Origin of the sequence: Sphingomonas sp. (assembly GCF_042096255.1) — a bacterium.
In the GTDB taxonomy this organism is placed as follows: Bacteria; Pseudomonadota; Alphaproteobacteria; order Sphingomonadales; family Sphingomonadaceae; genus Sphingomonas.
In genome coordinates, this window is sequence record NZ_JBELLZ010000015.1 from 16,497 (window position 1) to 36,842 (window position 20,346).

The 20,346-nt window shown below is 69.0% G+C and carries 21 protein-coding genes; 10 read left to right on the top strand and 11 right to left on the bottom strand.

The window, feature by feature from the left end:
- Nucleotides 1–33 precede the first annotated feature (33 nt).
- The 7 genes from ACFDTH_RS04855 to ACFDTH_RS04885 all read right to left on the bottom strand — a co-directional run bounded on the left by ACFDTH_RS04855 (nt 34) and on the right by ACFDTH_RS04885 (nt 6,316).
- Nucleotides 34–252, bottom strand: a complete 219-nt coding sequence (locus tag ACFDTH_RS04855) for a hypothetical protein (RefSeq protein WP_375286379.1) — start codon at nt 250–252, stop codon at nt 34–36.
- Between the two features lie 66 nt (nt 253–318).
- Complete coding sequence (locus ACFDTH_RS04860; RefSeq protein ID WP_375286380.1) at nt 319–1,569, bottom strand: N-succinylarginine dihydrolase; 1,251 nt, start codon at nt 1,567–1,569, stop codon at nt 319–321.
- Nucleotides 1,569–2,585: an arginine N-succinyltransferase gene (locus ACFDTH_RS04865; protein WP_375286381.1), complete on the bottom strand. Its 1,017-nt coding sequence runs from the start codon at nt 2,583–2,585 to the stop codon at nt 1,569–1,571. The genes ACFDTH_RS04860 and ACFDTH_RS04865 overlap by 1 nt, the downstream gene beginning before the upstream one ends.
- On the bottom strand, nt 2,582–3,790 hold the full coding sequence (locus tag ACFDTH_RS04870; RefSeq protein ID WP_375286382.1) for a hydrolase: 1,209 nt from the start codon (nt 3,788–3,790) through the stop codon (nt 2,582–2,584). Before ACFDTH_RS04870 ends, ACFDTH_RS04865 begins: the two co-directional genes overlap by 4 nt.
- Nucleotides 3,791–3,838: 48 nt before the next feature.
- Entirely contained in the window at nt 3,839–4,747 is a 909-nt protein-coding gene (locus tag ACFDTH_RS04875) for a YdiY family protein (protein WP_375286383.1), read from the bottom strand.
- A 60-nt stretch (nt 4,748–4,807) separates the two neighbouring features.
- Nucleotides 4,808–5,296, bottom strand: coding sequence for an RNA pyrophosphohydrolase (locus ACFDTH_RS04880; protein WP_375286384.1), 489 nt, complete (start codon nt 5,294–5,296; stop codon nt 4,808–4,810).
- 15 nt (nt 5,297–5,311) lie between these two features.
- The gene (locus ACFDTH_RS04885; protein ID WP_375286385.1) at nt 5,312–6,316 is read right to left on the bottom strand and encodes an alpha/beta hydrolase; all 1,005 of its coding nucleotides are present in this window, start codon (nt 6,314–6,316) and stop codon (nt 5,312–5,314) included.
- A gap of 38 nt (nt 6,317–6,354) precedes the next feature.
- Between ACFDTH_RS04885 and ACFDTH_RS04890 the strand changes: the two genes are divergently transcribed.
- From ACFDTH_RS04890 to ACFDTH_RS04905, 4 genes are read left to right on the top strand one after another with little or no spacing between them, the layout of a single operon-like run.
- Nucleotides 6,355–7,257, top strand: coding sequence for a histone deacetylase (locus tag ACFDTH_RS04890; protein WP_375286386.1), 903 nt, complete (start codon nt 6,355–6,357; stop codon nt 7,255–7,257).
- Between the two features lie 15 nt (nt 7,258–7,272).
- Nucleotides 7,273–8,637 (top strand): cryptochrome/photolyase family protein, encoded by a 1,365-nt coding sequence (locus ACFDTH_RS04895; protein ID WP_375286388.1) that lies wholly within the window; start codon nt 7,273–7,275, stop codon nt 8,635–8,637.
- Between the two features lie 40 nt (nt 8,638–8,677).
- On the top strand, nt 8,678–9,892 hold the full coding sequence (locus tag ACFDTH_RS04900) for a class I SAM-dependent methyltransferase (protein WP_375286389.1): 1,215 nt from the start codon (nt 8,678–8,680) through the stop codon (nt 9,890–9,892).
- Nucleotides 9,879–10,283 (top strand): DoxX family protein, encoded by a 405-nt coding sequence (locus ACFDTH_RS04905; protein ID WP_375286390.1) that lies wholly within the window; start codon nt 9,879–9,881, stop codon nt 10,281–10,283. Before ACFDTH_RS04900 ends, ACFDTH_RS04905 begins: the two co-directional genes overlap by 14 nt.
- A 1-nt stretch (nt 10,284) precedes the next feature.
- Here the strand turns inward: ACFDTH_RS04905 and ACFDTH_RS04910 are convergent, their stop codons facing one another.
- Entirely contained in the window at nt 10,285–10,914 is a 630-nt protein-coding gene (locus tag ACFDTH_RS04910; protein ID WP_375286391.1) for a carbonic anhydrase, read from the bottom strand.
- 101 nt (nt 10,915–11,015) lie between these two features.
- Between ACFDTH_RS04910 and lipA the strand changes: the two genes are divergently transcribed.
- Nucleotides 11,016–11,942: a lipoyl synthase gene (lipA, locus tag ACFDTH_RS04915; RefSeq protein ID WP_375286392.1), complete on the top strand. Its 927-nt coding sequence runs from the start codon at nt 11,016–11,018 to the stop codon at nt 11,940–11,942.
- Nucleotides 11,942–12,412 (top strand): type II toxin-antitoxin system RatA family toxin, encoded by a 471-nt coding sequence (locus ACFDTH_RS04920; RefSeq protein ID WP_375286393.1) that lies wholly within the window; start codon nt 11,942–11,944, stop codon nt 12,410–12,412. The genes lipA and ACFDTH_RS04920 overlap by 1 nt, the downstream gene beginning before the upstream one ends.
- Here ACFDTH_RS04920 and ACFDTH_RS04925 read toward each other — a convergent pair.
- From ACFDTH_RS04925 to ACFDTH_RS04935, 3 genes are read right to left on the bottom strand one after another with little or no spacing between them, the layout of a single operon-like run.
- Entirely contained in the window at nt 12,361–12,870 is a 510-nt protein-coding gene (locus ACFDTH_RS04925; protein WP_375286394.1) for a CinA family protein, read from the bottom strand. The genes ACFDTH_RS04920 and ACFDTH_RS04925 overlap by 52 nt on opposite strands.
- Entirely contained in the window at nt 12,867–13,388 is a 522-nt protein-coding gene (locus ACFDTH_RS04930; protein ID WP_375286395.1) for a hypothetical protein, read from the bottom strand. The genes ACFDTH_RS04925 and ACFDTH_RS04930 overlap by 4 nt, the downstream gene beginning before the upstream one ends.
- Nucleotides 13,385–14,512, bottom strand: a complete 1,128-nt coding sequence (locus tag ACFDTH_RS04935) for a bifunctional 2-C-methyl-D-erythritol 4-phosphate cytidylyltransferase/2-C-methyl-D-erythritol 2,4-cyclodiphosphate synthase (protein WP_375286396.1) — start codon at nt 14,510–14,512, stop codon at nt 13,385–13,387. The genes ACFDTH_RS04930 and ACFDTH_RS04935 overlap by 4 nt, the downstream gene beginning before the upstream one ends.
- Nucleotides 14,513–14,599: 87 nt before the next feature.
- Here ACFDTH_RS04935 and dusB point away from each other — a divergent pair, with 87 nt between their 5' ends.
- The 4 genes from dusB (at nt 14,600) to ACFDTH_RS04955 (ending at nt 20,345) form a co-directional block, all read left to right on the top strand.
- The gene (gene dusB / locus ACFDTH_RS04940; RefSeq protein ID WP_375286397.1) at nt 14,600–15,598 is read left to right on the top strand and encodes a tRNA dihydrouridine synthase DusB; all 999 of its coding nucleotides are present in this window, start codon (nt 14,600–14,602) and stop codon (nt 15,596–15,598) included.
- Nucleotides 15,598–16,653 (top strand): nitrogen regulation protein NR(II), encoded by a 1,056-nt coding sequence (locus tag ACFDTH_RS04945; RefSeq protein ID WP_375286398.1) that lies wholly within the window; start codon nt 15,598–15,600, stop codon nt 16,651–16,653. Before dusB ends, ACFDTH_RS04945 begins: the two co-directional genes overlap by 1 nt.
- Nucleotides 16,650–18,062 carry a nitrogen regulation protein NR(I) gene (gene ntrC / locus ACFDTH_RS04950; RefSeq protein WP_375286399.1) on the top strand — a complete coding sequence of 471 codons (1,413 nt, stop codon included), beginning with the start codon at nt 16,650–16,652 and terminating at the stop codon, nt 18,060–18,062. The genes ACFDTH_RS04945 and ntrC overlap by 4 nt, the downstream gene beginning before the upstream one ends.
- 75 nt (nt 18,063–18,137) lie before the next feature.
- Complete coding sequence (locus ACFDTH_RS04955; protein ID WP_375286400.1) at nt 18,138–20,345, top strand: ATP-binding protein; 2,208 nt, start codon at nt 18,138–18,140, stop codon at nt 20,343–20,345.
- Nucleotide 20,346: the final 1 nt, after the last annotated feature.

Here is a 20,346-nt window from a genome sequence, read left to right on the forward strand (position 1 = left end):
CGAAGGTGTGAGAAGGCGGTTAACGCAGCCGCTTCAGCCGTTCCGCTCGCGTTCGAGCGAATCGAGGATGCGCCCGCCCGCCATGAATACCGCCAGCGGGCACAGCGCGAACAGCATCTTGCCGCCCACGCCGGGATAGAGCGACAGGTAGTGCGTGCCCCGCTCCACCGCGCCGAGCCCCAGCCCATAGATCACAAGAAACGCCTCGAACTTGGTCTTGATCATGAACAGACGAGCAACACGGGTCCACATGCCGAAAGGTTAAGCAAGCCGCGTTCCAACGGCGGATATCCGCCATTTCCAACTTTACGAAGAGGGTTAAGTGTCAATTAACCCGACAAGGTCGAGGGCTTCGAGCAAGGCCTGGCGCGCCCGTTCGATGCGGCCGATCAAGGCACGGTCGCCGATCTCCGCCGCCGCGATCGCCTCGGGCCAGTGTTCGCGCACCACCGCCGCGATCGTGTCGAGCCGCGCATCATCGACGAGGAAGCGGGGGTCCACCATCGCCGGATCGGCAACGACGCGCAGCCGCAGGCAGGCAGGCCCGCCGCCATTGGCCATCGACTCGCGCACATCGACCACCTCGACCCGGCGGATCGGACCGTTGCCGGCGAGATGCTCCTGGAGCCACGCCCAGACCCGCGGATTGTCGCGCGCCTCGCCGGGGACGATCAGGGTCTGGACGCCGCTGGCCGTCACCAGCTGCGCGTTGAACAGATAGGAGGCGATCGCATCGGCCAGACCGACGCGGTCCGCCGGCACCTCCACGATCTCCACCTCGGGCAGCAGCCGGCGCAGATCGGCATAGAAGCCGTCACGATCCTCGAACGCCTGCTCGTGCGCGAACAGCACCCGCTCGTTCGCCACTGCGACCACGTCATTGTGGAAGGCGCCCGCATCGATCGCCGCGCGCGATTGCTGGACGAACAGGGTGCCGGCCGGATCGAGCCGGTGCGCGCGCGCGATCGCCTCGCTCGCCTCGCGGTGCTGGCGGGCGGGGAAGGCACCGCCGGGCACGCCATAGACGAACACCTCGACGCCAGGCGCGCCATGCTCCGCGCACAGCCGCATGTGATTGGCGGCGCCCTCGTCGCCGAACGGTGCGGGAACGGGACCGTGGACGAGGAAGGACGGGTCAGCGAAGGCGAGGATCAGTTGGCGGAGCGTGTGCCGCGCCTCATGGCTGCGATGCGGCATCGTCAGAAGGTTGGCGACAGTGAGGTGACAGACGCCATCGGTAGTATCGGCCGCGGGACTGACGGTCGCCGCGTTTGCCGCCCACATCGCCGAGGCGGACAGCGATTGCGCGCGCAGATGCTCCGGCGCGCGGTCATAGTCGGTCGCCAATGCGCTCAGCCAGAGATGGTCCGGGCGCGGGTGGGGCAGCAGGATGCCCTGGGGGAGCCCCAGCGCGAGGTTCGCGCGCATCTTGGCGATGCCCTGGAGCGCCGCCGCGCGCGGGTGCGACACCGCACCGGCGTTGCGCGTCGCGGCGAGATTGCCCGGGCTGAGGCCGGCATAATTGTGACTGGGGCCGACGATCCCGTCGAAGTTGATCTCGACGGGCATCACAGCCGTCCGACGTGCAGCACGCGATCGTCTTCGCCGACCCGCAGCGCGCGCGCGCAGGCGGGGCCGAGGACGACGTCATCGCCCACCTCGCGCACCGTGCCCAGCACGCAGCGGAAGTCGGCCAGCTCCCCCGTCGCGACCAGCGCCTCGGTGCCGCCATCGCCATCGACCGCGATCACCGCGCCCTCGCGGGCATTGGCGATCGAGCGGACCTTGTCGACGCGCGCGGTCATCGTCGGGCCGCCATCGAAGATGTCGACGTAATTCTCGAAGGCGAAGCCTTCGTTCTCCAGCATGCGCATCGCCGCGCGGCCGCTCGGGTGCGGCATGCCGATCACCGCGCGCGCGCTCTCGGTCAGCATCGCGGTATAGATCGGGTGCTTGGGCATCAGATCGGCGATGAACTGGTGGCCGTTCACCGCATTGAACTGGTCCGCATCCTGGAAATTCATGCCGAAGAAGCGTCCCGCCAGCCCGTCCCAGAAGGGCGACCCGCCCGCCTCGTCGATCACCCCGCGCAGCTCGGCGAGAATCCGGTCGGGAAAACGTGTGCGATGGCGGCGGATGAACAGGTAGCGGCTGCGCGCGAGCAGCAGGCCGAGCCCGCCGGCACGCTCGCCCGGATGGAGGAACAGCCCGCCCACCTCGGCGCAGCCTTCGAGATCGGTGGTCAGCGCCAGCATCTCGGCACGGAAGGTACGGTTGAGTTCCTTGCTGCTCTGCGTCAGCGTGCTCAGGCGATAGCTGTAGAAGGGGTGGCGCTGGCCGACCTGAGTGAAGATCTGGCAGGTGCCGCGCACCTCGCCGGTCTCGCTATTCTCCAGGATCAGCACGAACAGCTCGTCCTCGATCGCGCCGTCGGTGCGCGCGAAGGCGGCGTGGCTGCGATCGAGCTTGGCGGTCAGCGCGCGGCGGTCGGGCGGCAGGTTGGTGAACCCGCCCCCGGTCAGCTTCGCCATCTCGTAGAGATGCGCGAGATCCTCGTCCCGCGCCGCCCGCACCACGAAGGTCACACGCCCCCCTTTTCCGCGATTCTAAGGATCGTCACTGCCGACAGCGCCGCGCGCTCGGCGAGGCTATCGACGATCAGATATTCGTCGGCCGAATGGATCGCGCCGCCGCGCACCCCCATCGTGTCGATCACCGGCACGCCGCACGCCGCGATGGTGTTGCCGTCGCAGACGCCGCCGGTGGCGCGCCAGCCGATCTCAAGGCCGAGGTTTCCGCCCACCAATTTCACCAGATCGAACAGCCGCGCCGCGCCCGCGTCGATCGGCTTGGGCGGGCGATTGAAGCTGCCGTGCACCTCGATGCGCACGTCGCGCGCTTTGGCCACCGCCGCGACGCAGGCGTCGATATGGCTGCGGGCGCGGGCGATCTCCGCCTGGTCCTGCGGGCGGAAGTTGACGCGCAGCACCGCCAGGTCTGGCACGACATTGTTGGGGCCGCCGCCGTCGATCCGGGCGGGATTGACCGACAGGCCGGGGGCGGTCGCTTCCGCCAGACGCACCGCCAGTTCGGCCGCGGCGACGATCGCGTTGCGCCCCTCATGCGGGTTGCGGCCGGCATGCGCCGATCGGCCACGGACGACGATCGAGAAATTGCCGGTGCCGCCGCGCGCGCCGGCGAGCGTACCGTCGGGCAAGGCGGGTTCGTAGGTGAGCGCGGCAACCTTGCCGCGCGCCGCCTCGGCGATCAGCGCGGAGGAGGAGAAGGAGCCGGTCTCCTCGTCGGAGTTGATCACCACCTCATAGCCAAGCCGCGATGCGAGCGGCGATGCCTCCACCGCCTCCAGCGCGGCGAGCATCACCATGAGCCCGCCCTTCATGTCCGCGACTCCCGGGCCGTTGACGGTGCCGTCGTCACCCTGGGTGATCGCCTGGAACGGGTGATCGACCGGATAGACCGTGTCCATGTGGCCGGTGAACAGCATCTGCACCGGCGCGACGGGGCGCACGGTGAGATGCAGATGCCGGCCGTGCTCGATCGCCGAGACGCGGCCATCGATGCCGACCTTCTCCGCGGCGGCGGGTTCGACGAGGCACGGGTCGCCCGGCAGCGCGGCGAAGGCGTCCGCCAGCTTCGACGCCATGACGCCGAGCCCGGCGAGATTGCCGGTGCCGCTGTTGACCGCCGACCAGTCCAGCGTCCGCGCCAGCATCGGTGCCCCGCCGGCATGGGCGATGGCATCGCGCTCGATCGTGGTCAGGCCATCCATCGGGATGGGGTTAGCGCGGATCGGGCCGATCGCGCCAGCCCGGTCCGGTCAGAACGCATAGACGAGCGAGGCGCGGCCGATCGTGTCGGTGGTCTTGCGCCCGACAGGAGGCTGGCCTTCGTATTGCACCGCGTAGGAGAGCTGGGCGGAGATCGGCCCAAGCACCTTGGCGGCGATCGCCGTGGTGCTGCTGATCGTGCTGTTGTAGCTGTCCAGATAGGCCGACGCATCCTGGGTCAGCGTGATCGCGGGCGTCAGCTTCCAGTCGAAATCGATCAGCCCGCGCGAGGCGAGGCTGCTCTCCACCCGGCCATCGGTGAAGCGGGTGTTGCGGAAGGCGGGGCCGAGTTCGAGGTTCAGCGTCATCTTCGCGGTGCGGATCGCACCGATGCCGCCGCCGACCGAAGTGGTGTAGCGCTGCAGATAGCCCAGGAACCGATCGCTCTCGAACTGGCCGGTGCCGTAGATGTAATGGCGGTCGCTGACCTTGTAGTTCGGGCTGTACGAGGCGAGCAGGTGCTCGCGCGTCTTCACGTCCAGAGCCTCGGCATAGTCACCCTGGACGTAGAGCTTGTGCCGCCAGCGCAGCCCCTCGCGCGTCGCGTCACCGATGCCGGTCAGGCCGAACGTGTCGGAATTGCCCGTGGTGAGATAGCCGCCGAACTCGACCTTGCCGGTCCACAGATCGAAGGTACCCGCCTGTTCGATCCGCACTTCGCGGGATTTGGCCTGGGTATTGCGCCAGGCGGTGGCGATCGCCAGCACCGCATCGCCGCTCGCCGGATCGGCGGCGCGCGCGTATTTCACGATCGTCGCCACCTCGGCATCGTTGCCGCTGGCGATCGCGGCGTCCAGCATCGCGCGGATCGCGGGCGGAATCGTGTCGGGATCGGTCGCCTGCGCGAGCGCGGGAGAGGCGAGCGCCAGCGCGGGCGCGAGGAGGACGGCGAAGCGCATGCCGGCGGTCTAACCGCCCTCCGCATTGCAGCAAAGTGAACGGGAGTCCGCCGGCGGGGGTCAGCGATGGATGGTTGCGCTACCGAGATGAGCCGAGAAGGCGTCGAGCACCTCCTCGTACAGCCGGCGCTTGAATGGGACGATGAGGGTGGTCAGCTCCGCCGGGTCGGCCCAGCGCCAGGCGCGGAACTCCGGATGCGCGGTCTCGATGTTCACGTCGCTGTCCTGGCCGGTAAAGCGGAACAGGAACCAGCGCTGGCGTTGGCCGCGATATCTGCCGCCCCAAACCTTGCCGATCATCTCGTCCGGCAGGTCATAGACCAGCTCCACCGGTGCCTCGGCAATCAGTTCGAGATGCTCGGGCGCGATGCCGGTTTCCTCGCCCAGCTCGCGCACTGCGGTGTCGCGTGGCGCCTCGCCCGGATCGATCCCGCCTTGCGGCATCTGCCAGGCCTCCAGCGTCGAATCGAGCCGCTGGCCCACGAACACCTGGCCGTCACGATTGAGAAGCATCACGCCCGCGCAGGGCCGGTAGGGAAGGTCGGTCATGCGCGGGCGTGTAGCTCAGCCCGCGGCCTGACGCATCACCCGCGCGCCCTCCGCCTCGACGATCGCGTCCTTCACCGCCGCGAGATAGGCGGCGACATCGCCGGCGGAGGAGGGGATCGCCTGGCGCAGCGTAATGAAGCCGTGGACGTTGCCCACCGCCTCGCGGAACGTCACCGGCACGCCGGCGAGCACCAAGGCGGCGGCATAGGCGCGGCCCTGGTCGCGGATCGGATCGAGGCTGGCGGTGACGATCACCGCCGGGGGCAGGCCGACGAGGTCGCCCGCCATCGGCGAGCCGCGGAAATGGGTGGCGTCGGGCTGATAATGGTCCGCGAACCAGATCATCGTGTCGCGGGTGAGCAGATAGCCATCGGCGAAGTCGTTGAACGAGGGATATTCGCGGCTCATGTCCGCGGCCGGATAGATCGGCGCCTGCACGATCACCGGCAGCGCGGCGGGATCGTCGCGGAGCGCCATCGCGGTGGTGATGGTCAGCGTGCCGCCCGCGCTGTCGCCCGACAGGACCAGGCTGGTGGCGGTGCGGCCGAGCTCGCCGGGATTGGCGGCGATCCAGCGCGCCGCGGTCTCGCAATCCTCGGGCGCGGCGGGCCAGCGCGCTTCGGGGGCAAGGCGATAGTCGATCGAGACCACCGGCAGGTCGAGCTGGCGCGACATCTCCGCGGTGAAGCTCGCATGCGTGTCGATATCGCCGATCACGAAGCCGCCGCCGTGGTAGAAGACGACGATCGGGCCGGGTGCGCGCGTCTCTCGCACGTCGAACAGCCGCGCCTTGATTGCGCCGGCGGTGCCGGGGATGGTCAGGTCGCGGATCACGGCGAGGTCGCCGACGGGCAGGTCGGCGACGTCCTTCATCGCATAATACATCTGCCGCGCGGTGGCGGCATCGAGCTCGTGCGTCTTCGGGCCCGGCACGCTCGCGAGATAGTCGAGGAAGCCGCGCACGTCGGGGCGGACATAGGGGCCCGTGGTGGTCGCCGGACGGTCGATCGTGTCGGTCATGCTCTCCCTCCTCGTCGTTTTCAGCCTATCTTACCGCGGTGATCCACATCGTCCACCACCCCGACTATGTCGCCGATGCCCCGGCGCGCTCCACCTATCGCTGGGGCAAGAACGGCGCGATCCGTGACCTACTGCTGGCGGAGGGCGATCGGATCGCCTGGCATCGCCCCGAGCCCGCTCCCGCGACTTGGCTGGAGGCGGCGCACGAGCCCGGTTACGTCGCGGAAGTGCTGGCCGCTTCGGTGCCGTCCCCCAAGGAGCGGCGGATTGGCTTTCCGGTGACGCAGACGGTGGCGCGCCGGGCGCAGGTGGTACCGGGTGGAACCTGGCTCGCGGCACGGTTGGCACTGGCGCACGGCTTTGCCGCCAACACCGCGGGCGGCAGCCACCACGCACTCGCCGACACCGGCGCGGGCTATTGCGTGTTCAACGACCTCGCGGTCGCCGCCATCCGGCTGGCGGAGGAGGGGCATCGCGTCGCGATCGTCGACGTGGACGTGCACCAGGGGGACGGCACCGCCGCGCTCACCGCGGGTCATCCGGCGATCGCCACCTATTCGATCCATGCCGAGAAGAACTTCCCGGCGCGCAAGGCCCGTTCGACGATCGACGTACCGCTCGCCGACGGGATCGGCGACGACGACTATATGGCGGCCCTCGCGGCAACGCTGCCGCCGTTCCTGGCGAGCGCGGTGCCTGACGTGATCCTCTACCAGGCGGGGGTGGACCCGTTCGAGGGCGACCGGCTTGGGCGGCTCGCCGTTTCCGAGGCGGGCCTCGCACGGCGGGACGCCTTTGTCGCCATGGCCGCGCGCGGCGTGCCGGTGGCGAGCACCGTCGGCGGCGGCTATGGTGACGACGTGATGGCGATCGCGCGGCGGCATGTCGACGTGGTCCTGCGGCTCGGTCGGGCGCTGACGGTGGAACGCGGCCGCCCCTGAGGCTTTGAGGCTGGCGTGCCCGCTCCCGTCCTCCTCTGGTTCCGCCAGGATCTCCGCCTCCACGACCATCCCGCGCTGATCGCCGCTGCCGAGCGCAACGCAGTGATCCCGGTCTATGTGCTCGATGACGAGACGCCGGGCGAGTGGCGGATCGGTGGGGCGCAGCGCTGGTGGCTCCACCACAGCCTCGACCGGCTCGACGATTCGCTGCGGGCGATCGGCAGCCGGCTGATCCTGCGGCGCGGTCCTGTCGCCGAGGTGCTCGCCAAGCTGCTCGACGAGACCGGTGCCTCCGAGGTGCACGCCATCCACCACTACGAACCGTGGTGGCGGGCCGCCGAGGCGGCGCTGGGCGACCGACTGGTGCTGCATGACGGCAATCACCTCGTCCGCGTCGAGGGGGTCCGGACAGGAGCGGGGACGCAGTTCAAGGTGTTCGGCAGCTTCTGGAAGGCGCTGGCCACCCATCTGCCGCCGCCCGAGCCGCTGCCCGCGCCCGAACGACTCGCTGCGCCTGAAGCATGGCCCGAGAGCGACCGACTGGAGGACTGGGCCCTGCTGCCGACGCGGCCGAACTGGGCGACCGGGTTCGACTGGGAGGTAGGCGAAAAGGCGGCGCTGCGACAGCTCGATGCCATTCCCGCCAAGATCGCCGACTACGAAACGGAGCGCAACCTGCCCGCACGCGACGGGTCGACCCGGCTCTCCCCCCATCTCCACTTCGGCGAACTGAGCCCGCGCCAGGTCTGGGCTGCGACCGCCGGCGAGCCCGCGGCGGAGAAGTTCCGCAAGGAATTGGCGTGGCGGGACTTCACCTCGGGCGTGATCCTCGAACTGCCCGAGTACGGGACCCGCAACGGCCACGCGCGCTTCGATCCATTCCCTTGGCGGACGGGCAAGGCCGCCGATGCCGACCTGCAAGCATGGCAGCGCGGCCGGACCGGCTATCCGATCGTCGATGCCGGCATGCGCCAGCTGTGGACCACAGGCTGGATGCACAACCGCGTGCGGATGATCATCGCCTCGTTCCTGGTGAAGCACCTGCTGGTCGATTGGCGCATGGGCGAGCGCTGGTTCTGGGACACGTTGGTCGATGCCGATTACGGCAACAATACCGTCAACTGGCAATGGGTGGCGGGCAGCGGGATCAACGCCAATGTGTTCACCCGGATCATGGCGCCGCTGGTCCAGTCCGAGAAGTTCGATGCGGGCGACTATATCCGCCGCTGGGTGCCCGAACTGGCCGGCGTGCCCGATCCGGCGATCCACGATCCCGAGGCGCACGGCCGGCGACCGCGGAACTATCCCGCCAAGATCATCGGCCATCGGGAGGCGCGCGAGCGGGCGCTGGCCGCCTATCGCACCATGCCGCGCGGCTGAGGCTTTCCCCGGCGCGCCGCGCTTGGCAAAGGGCGCCGCGATGACTGACACGGCAAGGCCCCTTCCTCCCCGCGACGATCGGCTGGCGCGGGCCATCGCGCTGCCGTTCCACCGCTTGCTCGACCGGATCGACGCAGGGCTGGCGGCGGGGGCGATCGAGGCGGATCTGCCCGACGGCACGCACCGTCGGCTGGGCGGGCGCGCTGCCGGGCCGGTCGCGCATGTCGTCATCCACCGCTGGCGCGCGCTGGTTCGGCTCGCCACCGGAGGGTCGATCGGCTGGTATGACGGCTGGGAGGCGGGCGACTGGGCGAGCCCCGATCCGGTGCCGCTGTTCGACCTGTTCATGCGCAACCGCCGCACCCTGGGCAGCAGCGCGCGGGCAGGGGGCCCGACCCGGCTGCTCGCGCGGATCGGCCATGCGCTGCGCCGCAACGATCCACGCGGTGCTCGCCGCAACATCGCGGCGCACTACGACCTTGGCAACGCCTTCTACGCCGAATGGCTCGACCCGAGCCTGACCTATTCGAGCGCGCTGTTCGAGAGCGCGGACGACGGCCTGGAGGCGGCCCAGCGGCGCAAGTTGGCGGCGATCCTGGAGCGCACCGGCGTGCAGCTGGGCGGTACCCTGCTGGAGATCGGCTCGGGCTGGGGCTCGTTCGCGGCGACCGCCTCGGCGGCGGGGGCGAATGTCCACACCATCACGCTCTCGGAGGAGCAGAAGCGCCATGTCGATGCGCTGGCGCTGCCGAACGTCCGCTGCACGCTGACCGACTATCGCCATGTCCTCGGCACCTATGATGCCGTGGCCAGCATCGAAATGGTCGAAGCGGTGGGGCAGGAGTTCTGGCCCGACTATCTCAACGCCATCGCCCGGATGCTGCGGCCGGGCGGACGTGCGGCGATCCAGTTCATCTCGATCGACGATGCGATCTTCGATGCCTATGCCAGCAACGTCGACTTCATCCAGCGTTACGTCTTTCCCGGGGGCATGCTGATCGCCCGCGACCGCTTCGCCGCGCTCGCCGAACGCGCGGGGCTCGACTGGCGGGACGAGCATCGCTTCGGCCAGGATTATGCCCGCACCTTGCGGCTTTGGCGCGAGCGGTTCGAGGCGGCGGTGCGCGAAGGGCGCCTGCCGGCCGGGTTCGACGCGCGCTTCGTGCGGCTGTGGCGCTATTACCTGATGTATTGCGAAGGCGGCTTCTCGGGCGGCGGCATCGACGTCCATCAGGTGACGCTTGTTCGCCGCTGAGCCGCGGGGACGGCGGATCGCGCGCCTGCTGTTGATGGCGTTCTACGGACTGGCCGGGGTTGCGCATCTGGTGTTCACCGATGCGATGGTCCGCATCGTGCCGGCCTGGGTGCCCGAGCCGCGCGCGGTGGTGATCACGACTGGGCTGTGCGAGCTGGTCGGCGTGATCGGGCTGACTTTGCCACGGTGGCGGCGAACCGCGGGATGGGCATTCGCCGCTTATGCGGTGTGCGTGTTCCCGGCCAACATCGTCCACGCCATGCACGACCTGGGCAGCGGAACCGGGCTGCCGCTCTGGTATCACGCGCCGCGGCTGCTGCTCCAGCCGGCAATCGTCTGGTGGGCCTTGTGGGCGACAGGCGCGCTGAAGCGCCCGCCTGCCGCCCGATAGGTCAGGCCGCCTCGAACGCGCCGCTGTCCTGCATTACCTTCAGCTTGCCGTCGGCGATCGCGAACACCGCGCCGTGCAGCTTGAGCGTGCCGGCCTCGATCCCCTCGGCGATGAACGGGAAGGTCTTGAGGTTCTCGATCGAGACCTTGACGCACTCCTGCTCCAGCGCCTTCTGGCCTTCCGGCCCGGTGCCGTGCTCGGCGACCACCTTCTCGCGCGCGTCGTCCAGCAGGTCGATCCACGCCGCGACGAAGCCGCCCTCGCCGGGCTGCGCTTCCTTGAGGCTCTGGGTCAGCGCCGCATTGACGCCGCCGCAGGCGCCATGGCCCAGCACCAGGATCTCCTCGACCTTCAGCTTGGTCACCGCGAACTCGATCGCCGCCGACACGCCATGGCGCCCGCCGCCGGTCTCGAACGGGGGCACGAGGTTGGCGACGTTGCGGACCACGAACACCTCGCCGGGGCGCGAGCCGAAGATGGTGGCAGGATCGACCCGGCTGTCGGAGCAGGCGATGATCATCACCTTGGGCGACTGGCCCTCCGCCAGCTCGGCCCAGCGCTCGCGCTCCTCAAGCCATTCGGTGCCGCGGAACTTGTAATAGCCGTCGATCAGGTCGGAGAAGTTGCTCATCGGATCCTCTTCATGGGTTTGATGCCGGTGCGGCCATACCGTGCCGCAGCCCAGCTGTGCGTAAGGTTGTGTGTCGGGCGGCTCCGGCCTATCTCGCCGCCATGAACGAGATGACCCCGCTGCCGGTTGCACCCCGCCCCCGCAAGCCGGACTGGATCCGGGTGAAGGCGCCGACCGGCCATGGCGTCGCCGAGACGCGCGGGCTAATGCGGCGGCTGGGCCTCGCGACGGTGTGCGAGGAGGCGGCCTGCCCGAACATCGGCGAATGCTGGACCAAGAAGCACGCCACCGTGATGATCCTCGGCGACACCTGCACGCGTGCCTGCGCCTTCTGCAACGTCAAGACCGGCATGCCGCGCCCGGTCGATCCGCTGGAGCCCGAGCATGTCGCTGTCGCGGCGGCGGAACTGGGGTTGGAGCATATCGTGATCACCTCGGTCGACCGCGACGACCTGCCCGACGGCGGTGCCAGCCAGTTCGTCAAGGTGATCGAGGCGCTGCGCCGCAATACGCCCAAGACCACGATCGAGATCCTGACGCCCGACTTCCGCAACAAGCACGAGCGCGCGGTGGAAGCGATCGTCACCGCGCGGCCGGACGTGTACAACCACAATCTGGAAACGGTGCCGCGGCTTTACCCGACGATCCGTCCGGGTGCGCGCTATTACGCCTCGCTGCGACTGTTGGAGCAGGTGAAGCGCCACGATCCGTCGATCTTCACCAAGTCCGGCATCATGCTTGGGCTGGGCGAGGAGCGGCTGGAGGTCCACCAGGTGATGGACGACATGCGCTCGGCCGACATCGATTTCCTGACCATGGGCCAGTATCTCCAGCCGACGCCGCGGCACGCCAAGGTCGCCGATTTCGTCACGCCCAAGGCGTTCGACGCTTATGCCGCGATCGCTCGCGCCAAGGGATTCCTGCTGGTGGCGAGCTCGCCGCTGACCCGGTCGAGCTACCATGCCGGCGACGATTTCGCGAAACTGCGCGAAGCCCGCAACGCGAAGCTCGCTGCCCGCGCAGGCTGATGCCCAAGCATTCCGAGACGCGCCGCATGCCGTACACGGCCGAGCAGATGTTCGATCTGGTCGCCGACGTGCGGCGCTATCCCGAGTTCCTGCCCTGGGTCAGCGCGATGCGCGTGCGCAAGGACGGGACCGAGGAGACGCTGGCGGACATGATCGTCGGCTTCAAGGGGCTGCGCGAGACCTTTACCTCGCGGGTCGCCAAGATGCGGCCGAGTGAGATCCACGTCGACTATATCGAGGGGCCGCTCAAATATCTGCGCAACGACTGGCGGTTCCGGCCGGACGGGGACGGGTGCCTGGTGGATTTTGCGGTCGATTTCCAGTTCAAGAACCGGGTGTTCGAAATGCTCGCCGGCCAGGTGTTCGGCATGGCGCTGCGCCGGATGATCGGCGCGTTCGAGGATCGGGCAAAGGCGCTCTACGGCGCGGGCGAGGGCAACAGCAGTTCGAGCGCGCACAGCGCCGCCTGAAGCCGCACTTCGCTGCGGCCGAGGTCGCCGAACTCCCGCTTGTCGGCGATCACGTCTTTCGGATCGCCGCTACGCTCGGCTCGCGCGAACACGACGGTGCCGACCGGCTTCTTCTCCGATCCGCCGCCCGGTCCGGCGATGCCGGTGATCGCCACCGCGACATCCGCCTCGGACCGCTCGATCGCCCCCTGCGCCATCGCCCAGGCGGTGGCGATCGATACCGCGCCGAACGTCTCCAGCACATTGTCCGAGACGGCGAGCATCGCCTGCTTCGCCTCGTTCGAATAGGTGACGAAGCCGCCCTCGAACACGTCCGAACAGCCGGCGATCTCGGTCAGCGCGGCGCTGACCAGCCCGCCGGTGCAGCTTTCCGCTACGGCGATGCGGCGGCCGGCGGCGCGGTTCGCCTCGATCGCCTTGCGCGCGGCCTCGACCAGGGGGGTGGGAAGATTGCTCATCGCGCGCACACCGGCAGGTCGGGAACGCCCGCCACTGCGCGACTGCCCTTCGCCTTCTCGGCGCGCAGGAACTGGAGCGTGGTGACGACGATACCCGCGGTGTTGCGCGGTGGCAGCGGCTCGAGCAGCGTGGTCAGCCGGTCGATCGTCGGGCAATCCGCGGTGTTGATCCGGCCGACCAGCAGTGGGACGAGCATCGAGACGAGCACCGGCCGCGCAAAGTCGGAAGCGAGCAGCAGGGTGACCGACGGGTCGCTCAGCTTGGCCACCGCCATCCGCGCATCGGGCCAGGCGCGATCGGCGGCGGCCTGGTATTTGGCGAGGAACGGGCCGTTGCCGCGGCGGATCAGGCTGTTGGCGGGCAGCCGGTTGGCGCAGATCGTGCCGGTGACCCGGACGATCTCCGGCATCGCGACCAGCGCGATCGATTCGGCCTCGCGTGCGGTGAGGCAGGGCGGCGCGGCGGTGGCGGGCGTCGCCAGCGCGAGGGACAGGGCGATGGGGAGGAGGCGCTTCACGGCCGCCACCCCGATACCCGCACGGTGGCGGTCGCCTGCGCGGCGATGCCTTCGCCACGGCCGGTGAAGCCGAGCCGCTCGGTGGTGGTCGCCTTGACGCTCACCCGCGACGCGTCGAGCCCGCAGATGTCGGCGATGCGCGCTCGGATCGCCTCGCGATACGGTCCGATCTTGGGCGCCTCGCAGATCAGGGTCACGTCCACGAAGGTGAGCTGCCCGCCAGCCGCCTGCACGAGACCGATGGCGTGACGGAGGAACTGATCGGAGGCTGCGCCGCGCCATTGCGGGTCGCTGGGCGGGAAGTGCTGGCCGATGTCCCCGGCCGCGATCGTGCCAAGCACCGCATCGGTGATCGCGTGGAGGGCCACGTCCGCGTCACTGTGGCCGCTCAGCCCCTGCGTGTGCGGGACAAGGACGCCGCCGAGCCACAACTCCTCGCCATCGACGAGCCGGTGGACGTCGAACCCGCTCGCCGAGCGCGTCTCCCACGCCAGCATCGCCTCGGCGCGTGCAAAATCCTCGGGGAAGGTCACCTTCTCAAGCATGGCCTCCCCAAGCACGAGCGCCACCTCGTGACCAGTGTCTCGTACCATCTGCGCGTCGTCGGTCGCCTCCACGCCAGCTGGCCACGCGCGGTGAGCGGCAACCAACGCATCGTACACGAATGCCTGTGGAGTCTGTACGCGGAAAAGGTCAGCGCGAGGCACCGTGTCGCCCATCTGCCCGGTCCAACGCACCAGTGTGTCAGCGACTTGAACCGCCGGTACTGCGCCCTCGTGGGCGTCGAGCGTCTCAAGCAACCGGTCGATCACCGCCGCCGACACGAACGGCCGTGCGGCGTCGTGAACCAGCACGCGGTCGCAACCGTCTAGCGCCGCGAGCCCGGCCGCAACCGAGTCGCGCCGCTCGGCTCCACCGTAAACGAAACGGTGTCCCGCGACATGATCCTCTTGGCCCGGCGCGATCACCACCAGCACCTCGTCGATGGCCGGGTGCCCGGTGAAGGCGGCGATGCTCCAGTCGAGCATTGGCCGTCCACCTAGAGGAGCGAATTGCTTGGGCACGTCGCCGCCGCAGCGCTCGCCGCGGCCGGCAGCGACGATGATGGCGGCGGTGCGGGTCACGCGCCGCCCGCTAGCGCAGCCCGCCTCGCAGCGCCAGCCTTGCGCCATCAGGGTCGCTCGGGTAAACGCTGCCCGTTTTTCAGGCACATGTCCCAGCTCACCCCCATCCAGATCGGTTCCGTCCGGATCGACACGCCCGTCGTGCTGGCGCCTATGACCGGCGTCACCGACATGCCCTTCCGCACGCTTGTCCGCCGCTACGGCTCGGGCCTCAACGTCACCGAGATGATCGCCAGTCAGGCGGCGATCCGTGAGACGCGCCAGTCGATCCAGAAGGCGGCGTGGCATCTCTCGGAGGAGCCCGTCTCGATGCAGTTGGTCGGCTGCACGCCTTACGAGATGGGTGAGGCGGCGCGGCTGGCGGAGGACCGCGGCGCCGCGATCATCGACATCAACATGGGCTGTCCGGTCCGCAAGGTGACCAACGGCGACGCGGGCTCGGCGCTGATGCGCGACCTCAAGCTCGCCACTGCGATCATCGAGGGCGTGAGCAAGGCGGTCACCGCACCCGTCACCGTGAAGATGCGGATGGGCTGGTGTCACGACAGCCTCAACGCGCCCGAGCTCGCCCGCATCGCCGAGGACCTCGGCTGCCGGATGGTCACGGTCCACGGCCGCACCCGCAACCAGATGTACAAGGGCAGCGCCGACTGGAGCTTCGTCCGCCGCGTCAAGGAGGCGGTGACCGTGCCGGTGCTGGTCAATGGCGACATCTGCTCGCCCGAGGATGCCGAGACCGCGCTCGAACAGTCGGGCGCGGACGGGGTGATGATCGGCCGCGGCGCCTACGGCCGGCCGTGGCTGCTCGGCCAGGTGATGGCGCGGCTGGGCGAGGGCCGCGACGTGCCCAACCCTTCGCTCGACGAGCAATATCACGTCATCGCAGAGCATTACGAGGCGATGCTCAGCCATTATGGCACCATCACGGGCGTCAACATGGCCCGCAAGCACATCGGCTGGTACACCAAGGGGCTTACCGGCTCGGCCGAGTTCCGCAACAAGGTGAACCAGGAGCCTGATGCCGAAGTGGTCAAGCGCATGCTGGCCGAGTTCTACGCGCCCTATCGGCTGAGCGCGGCGGCGTGATGCTGGCGCGTGCGGCTCCGCCCGCCGCCGAACTGCTCGCCCAGCTGCCGGTCGCGGTGCTGCTGGTCGACCCCGACGGCCGGGTGGCGCAGGCCAATGCCGAATGCGAGCAGATGCTCAATCTATCCGAGCGGCAGATGGTGGGACAGAGCGTCGCGCTGCTGCTGCCTCCGCTCGCCGGGGCACGGCGTGAGGAGCGGACCTTTGCTGCGTTCGACGTGGAGATAGAGGTGCACCGCGCCCGCCTGCGTGTCGACCTGATCGAAGCGGCGGTGGTGGACCATCCTGGCTGGCGCACCGTCACCCTCCATCACGCCGCCGCGTCGCGCCGGCTGGGCGTTACCGCGGAGCGGGCGGCGGCGGCGCGCTCGGCGGTGGGCGCGGCCGCGATGCTGGCGCACGAGATCAAGAACCCGCTCTCCGGCATTCGCGGCGCGGCGCAGCTGATCGCCGATGGCGCCGAAGCGGGAGAACTCACCGCGTTGATCATGAGCGAGGTCGATCGCGTCGCGGCGCTGATCGATCGGATGGAGGATTTCACCGATACCCGCGCCCTCGCGCTGGAGCCGCTGAACATCTATCCCTTGCTCGCCCACGCGCGCGAGGTCGCCCGCGCCGGGTTCGCACGCGGCATCCTCTTCGAGGAGCGGTTCGATCCGTCGCTGCCGCCTGCGCTGGCGAACCGCGACGCCCTGCTCCAGGTGATGATCAACCTCCTCAAGAATGCGGCGGCAGTGCTGGGCGACCGCGGTGAGCGCAGGATCACGCTCGCCACCGCTTATCGACACGGCATGTCCGCGCGTGCGGCCCATGGGGGAGGCAGGGTGCCCCTTCCGATCGAGATCTGCGTGATCGATAGCGGCCCCGGCGCACCAGAGGACATCGCCGAACACCTGTTCGATCCGTTCGTCTCCAGCCGCCCGGAAGGAAAGGGGCTCGGCCTGGCCTTGGTCGACAAATTGGTGCGCGATATGGGCGGCATCGTGCAATATTCGCGCGAGGGCGAGCCGCATCAGACGGTGTTTCGTATCCTGCTGCCGCGGGCGGTCCAGTGAGCGCTGACATCCTGGTCGTCGACGACGATGCGGCGATCCGTACCGTAGTCGGCCAGTCGCTGAAGCGTGCGGGCTATGCGGTGCGCACCGCCGCCAGCCTGGCCGAGCTGCGTCGGGAACTGGCGAAGCGGCGGCCGGACGTACTGATCACCGATGTCGTCCTGCCCGATGGCGACGGGATCGAGCATGCGGCCGAGCTCGCCGCTGAAGATGGTCCGCCGGCGATTATCGTTCTGTCCGCGCGCAACACGCTCGCCACCGCGGTCCGCGCGACGGAGGTGGGCGCCTATGAATATTTGCCCAAACCCTTCGATCTGGACGTATTGACCGATGCGGTGCGCGCGGTGCTGGCGCGCTCGGCGACGGTGTGCGTGGAGGCGAGTGAGGAGGAGGAGCGGCTGCCCCTGATCGGCCGATCGCCGGCAATGCAGGAGGTGTATCGAATCATCGCTCGCGTCGTCTCCAACGACCTCACCGTTTTGGTCTCGGGCGAATCAGGGACGGGGAAGGAACTGGTCGCCCGCGCGATCCACGATCTCGGCCGCCGCCGCCTTGCGCCGTTCGTCGCGATCAACATGGCGGCGATCCCACGCGAGCTGATCGAGGCGGAACTGTTCGGGCATGAGCGCGGCGCCTTCACCGGCGCCGCCGCGCGCACCGCCGGACGGTTCGAGCAGGCGGCCGGCGGCACCCTTTTCCTGGACGAGATCGGCGACATGCCCGTGGAGGCGCAGACGCGGCTGCTCCGCGTCCTCCAGTCGGGCGAGTTCAATACCGTCGGCGGCGCGCGCGCGATCCGCGCCGACGTCAGGATCGTTGCCGCCACCAACCGTGACCTCCAGCAGGCAGTGGCGAGCGGCACTTTCCGCGAGGATCTCTACTATCGGCTGAACGTCGTGCCGATCGTGCTGCCTGCCCTGCGCGAACGGCGGCAGGACATTGCCATGCTCGCGCGCCACTTTCTCGACCGCGCCGCCGAGGACGGCCTGCCCCACAAGGCGCTGCATGACGAGGCGATCGACCTGCTGGAGGCGCACGATTGGCCCGGCAACGTTCGCGAACTCCAGAACATGATGCGGCGATGCGCCGCCTTGTCGCGCGATGCCGTGATCGGTGCGACCGAGATCCGCGACGGTTTGGGCAGCGCCCCGCGACTGAGCGACACGCCCGACGTGGCGATCGATGCGGCGATCCGCGCGCGGATCGAGCGCTTCGCCCGCGAGGATCCTCGCGCGCTTGACGACGGCTCCCTTTACGATCGCGTGATCGCCGAAGTGGAGCGCCCGCTGATCGAGGCCATGCTGCGACGGCATGGCGGCAACCAGCTGCGCGCTGCGCGGGCGATGGGGCTCAACCGCAACACCCTGCGCAAGCGCCTGGATGTGCTGGGGATCGATCCCGCTGGCTGAGTTAGTTGCGAGCGCCACGGTTTCGCCGCCATTCTGTGTTTTCCATGCAACACTTTCTCGTGTAGCAAGGATCTGATGACCGGCGGCGCATCGCCCCTCGCGCAAGCGCGACGCTTCACCGTCACCCCGCTGATGGAGTTCGCCGTTCTCGGGCTCGCTGCGGTGGTGGCGCTGACCAGTTATGCCGTGATCGCGGCGCGCGGAGCGTCGGGCTTGCTCGCGCCCGAACTCGTCGCGCTGCTGCTGGTGGCCAATCTGCTGCCAGGCATCGGGCTGATGGTTCTGCTGGGGCGCCGCATCGCGCATCGCCGTGCCGCGCGTTCGCCGTTGGGCGGGGAGGGGCGGCTGCACGTCCGCTTGGTGGCTATCTTCTCGACCGTGGCGGCGGTGCCGGTGCTGCTGGTCACCATCTTCGCCTCGCTGCTGTTCCAGTACGGCGTGCAATTCTGGTATTCGGACCGCGCGCGCGCGGTGTTCGAGAACGCCACCGTGCTCACCCGCAACTCCTACAATCTCATGCTCCAGCGCTGGGAAGAGGCGACGGTGACGATGGCGCAGGATGTCGCCAGCGAACTCTCCGAGCGTCCGGTCGAGGAACTTGGACCATATCTGCTCCAGCAGACCTATTACCGCAGCCTGTCCGAATCGACGCTGTTCGCGATCTCGCCGCGGGTCGGCTTCCAGACGCTGGCGTTCGTGAATCCGTATGGCGTCGATTTTGCCCGTCAGGTCTCCCCGCAGACGCTCTCCCGGCTGCGCGGCGGGCAGCGTAGCGTGGTGACCGTGACCGGAGACAGGATCCAGACGGTCACCAAGCTGCCCGGCTCGGACCGGATGTTCCTCTACGCCGCGCGGGTCACGGATCCGAAGCAAATGACCTCCCAGACCGAGCGTGCCGAGGCGGCCTTCGCCAACTACCGCGCCTTGCTGTCACGCGCCCGCTCGCTCCAGCTCCAGTTCAATGCCGCGCTGCTGCTGGTGTCGCTACTGATCGTCGGCGTGGCGGTGTGGATCGCGTTGGCGGTGGCGGATCGCCTGGTGCGGCCGGTGGGCGATCTGGTCGGCGCCGCGCGGCGGGTGGCGGGCGGGGACCTTGCCGCGCGCGTGCCCGAGACGCCGGAGCGAGACGAGGTCGGTACCCTCGCCAACGCCTTCAATCGCATGACCGAGCGGCTCCAGGCGCAGAATACCGAGCTGGTCACCGCCAACGCGCAGGCCGATCAACGCCGCGCGCTGATCGAGGCGGTGATGTCGGGCGTCTCGGCGGGGGTGATCTCGCTGGCGGAGGACCGGCGCATCCGCCTGATCAACAGCTCCGCCAAAATGCTGCTGGGCCTCTCCGACGACCCGATTGACCGGCCGCTGGCGGAGATCTCGCCCGAGCTCGACGTGATCGTCGCCGGCGGCGCGCGCGAGGCTATTGTGCAGATGACGGTGGCGGGCGAGGCCAAGACCCTTGCGGTCCGCCTGACCCGCGACGGCGCAGCGCCGGTGCTGACCTTCGACGACATCACCCAGCAACTGCTCGACCAGCGCCGCGCCGCCTGGTCCGACGTCGCCCGCCGGATCGCACACGAAATCAAGAACCCGCTCACCCCGATCCAGCTCGCCGCCGAGCGGCTTCAGCGTCGCTACGGCAAGAAAGTCGAACCGGGCGACGGGGTGTTCGAGCAACTCACCGCCACCATCGTGCGCCAAGTCGGCGACCTGCGACGCATGGTGGACGAATTCTCCTCCTTTGCGCGCATGCCAAAGCCGATGTTCCGCGAGGAGCAGCTGCTCGATGTCGCCCGGCAGACGATGTTCCTCCACGAGGTGGCGCATCCCGGCGTCTCGTTCCACCTCGTCCACGGTGATCCCCCGCCCACTCTGGTGTGCGATCGCCGACAGATCGGCCAGGCGCTCACCAACATCGTCAAGAATGCGGTGGAAGCCATTGAGGCAACGGGCCGCGATGGCCAGGTCACCATGACGCTGGAGGAGGCGCCCGGCCGCGTCATCATCTGCGTCGAGGACGACGGCGTAGGCCTGCCGGTGGAGCGCGACCGCATCGTCGAACCCTATATGACGACGCGCGCGCGCGGCACCGGACTGGGCCTCGCCATCGTCAAGAAGATTGTCGAGGAACATGCCGGCACCATCGGCTTTTCCGACCGGGAAGGGGGCGGAACGATCGTGACCATGACATTCGACACGCACATGCTCGCCGCCCTCGATGGCGCCGGCGAACCCGAAGACATCGGTGGCGACCGTCTCGCCGCGCTTACCCGGACACGGACCTGAC

What these genes read in the sequence shown, in the direction of transcription:
- ACFDTH_RS04920 (WP_375286393.1), top strand. Translation starts at nt 11,942, where the DNA reads ATGCCCAAGCATTCCGAGACGCGCCGCATGCCGTACACGGCCGAGCAG.
- ACFDTH_RS04875 (WP_375286383.1), bottom strand. Translation starts at nt 4,747, where the DNA reads ATGCGCTTCGCCGTCCTCCTCGCGCCCGCGCTGGCGCTCGCCTCTCCC.
- ACFDTH_RS04910 (WP_375286391.1), bottom strand. Translation starts at nt 10,914, where the DNA reads ATGAGCAACTTCTCCGACCTGATCGACGGCTATTACAAGTTCCGCGGC.
- lipA (WP_375286392.1), top strand. Translation starts at nt 11,016, where the DNA reads ATGAACGAGATGACCCCGCTGCCGGTTGCACCCCGCCCCCGCAAGCCG.
- dusB (WP_375286397.1), top strand. Translation starts at nt 14,600, where the DNA reads ATGTCCCAGCTCACCCCCATCCAGATCGGTTCCGTCCGGATCGACACG.
- ACFDTH_RS04880 (WP_375286384.1), bottom strand. Translation starts at nt 5,296, where the DNA reads ATGACCGACCTTCCCTACCGGCCCTGCGCGGGCGTGATGCTTCTCAAT.
- ACFDTH_RS04885 (WP_375286385.1), bottom strand. Translation starts at nt 6,316, where the DNA reads ATGACCGACACGATCGACCGTCCGGCGACCACCACGGGCCCCTATGTC.
- ACFDTH_RS04900 (WP_375286389.1), top strand. Translation starts at nt 8,678, where the DNA reads ATGACTGACACGGCAAGGCCCCTTCCTCCCCGCGACGATCGGCTGGCG.
- ACFDTH_RS04955 (WP_375286400.1), top strand. Translation starts at nt 18,138, where the DNA reads ATGACCGGCGGCGCATCGCCCCTCGCGCAAGCGCGACGCTTCACCGTC.
- ACFDTH_RS04870 (WP_375286382.1), bottom strand. Translation starts at nt 3,790, where the DNA reads ATGGATGGCCTGACCACGATCGAGCGCGATGCCATCGCCCATGCCGGC.
- ACFDTH_RS04860 (WP_375286380.1), bottom strand. Translation starts at nt 1,569, where the DNA reads ATGCCCGTCGAGATCAACTTCGACGGGATCGTCGGCCCCAGTCACAAT.
- ACFDTH_RS04855 (WP_375286379.1), bottom strand. Translation starts at nt 252, where the DNA reads ATGTGGACCCGTGTTGCTCGTCTGTTCATGATCAAGACCAAGTTCGAG.
- ACFDTH_RS04925 (WP_375286394.1), bottom strand. Translation starts at nt 12,870, where the DNA reads ATGAGCAATCTTCCCACCCCCCTGGTCGAGGCCGCGCGCAAGGCGATC.
- ACFDTH_RS04945 (WP_375286398.1), top strand. Translation starts at nt 15,598, where the DNA reads ATGCTGGCGCGTGCGGCTCCGCCCGCCGCCGAACTGCTCGCCCAGCTG.